General features: G+C 49.5%; 1 protein-coding gene. It reads left to right on the top strand.

Annotated features, from left to right (window positions below; all coding sequences use genetic code 11):
• A partial coding sequence (locus tag A3750_RS02285) for an FAD-dependent oxidoreductase (protein WP_197474817.1) occupies window positions 1–667 on the top strand: 667 nt, incomplete at its 5' end.
• Window positions 668–760 lie beyond the last annotated feature (93 nt).

Genomic DNA, 760 nt, shown 5'->3' with positions numbered 1-760 from the left:
ACTGATCGTAGCGACGGGTGCGAAGTGGAGAGAGCTAAACGTACCTGGTGAGAAAGAAAACATTGGTAACGGTGTCGCTTACTGCCCACACTGTGATGGCCCGTTCTTTAAAGGTAAGGATGTTGCCGTGATTGGTGGTGGTAACTCAGGTATTGAAGCGGCGCTGGATCTTGCCGGTATTGTTAAAAGCGTTACCGTTCTTGAGTTTGGCGATACGCTGCGGGCGGATCAGGTGCTGATTAATCAAGCAGAGAAGCGCGATAACATCAGCATTATCAAGAGTGCCGCGACTCAGGAAGTGACGGCCGCAGACGGCAAAGTGAACGGCTTGAAGTATCTTGATCGCACCAGCGATGAGGTGAAAAACGTCGCGCTGGACGGTATCTTTGTTCAGATCGGACTTGTGCCAAACAGTGCCTTTGTCAAGGATGTGATCGAGACAAGCCAATATGGCGAGATTATCATTGATGAGAAGTGCCATACCTCAAGTAAAGGCATTTATGCCGCGGGTGATGTGAGCACCGTTCCTTACAAGCAGATCGTGATTGCGATGGGTGAAGGTTCGAAAGCCTCTCTTAGCGCCTTTGAATATTTGTTGGCTAATTCTGAGCGCCTTGAAGCGCTTTATGCCGAGCAGAATGCGTCTGAGGAAAGTGTTGCTGCGTAGTCTAGTCGGAGCTTTTACAAGGTCTGCCGTCCGCTGAGGGGGCAGACCTTATTTTTAGGCTTTCCTGATTTTTGGATCGTTCTACTTAGACTT

The sequence above is a fragment of the Oleiphilus sp. HI0079 genome, from assembly GCF_001635105.1.
Note: the sequence above shows the minus strand (reverse complement) of the source record. Positions and strands in the feature narration are given on the sequence as shown.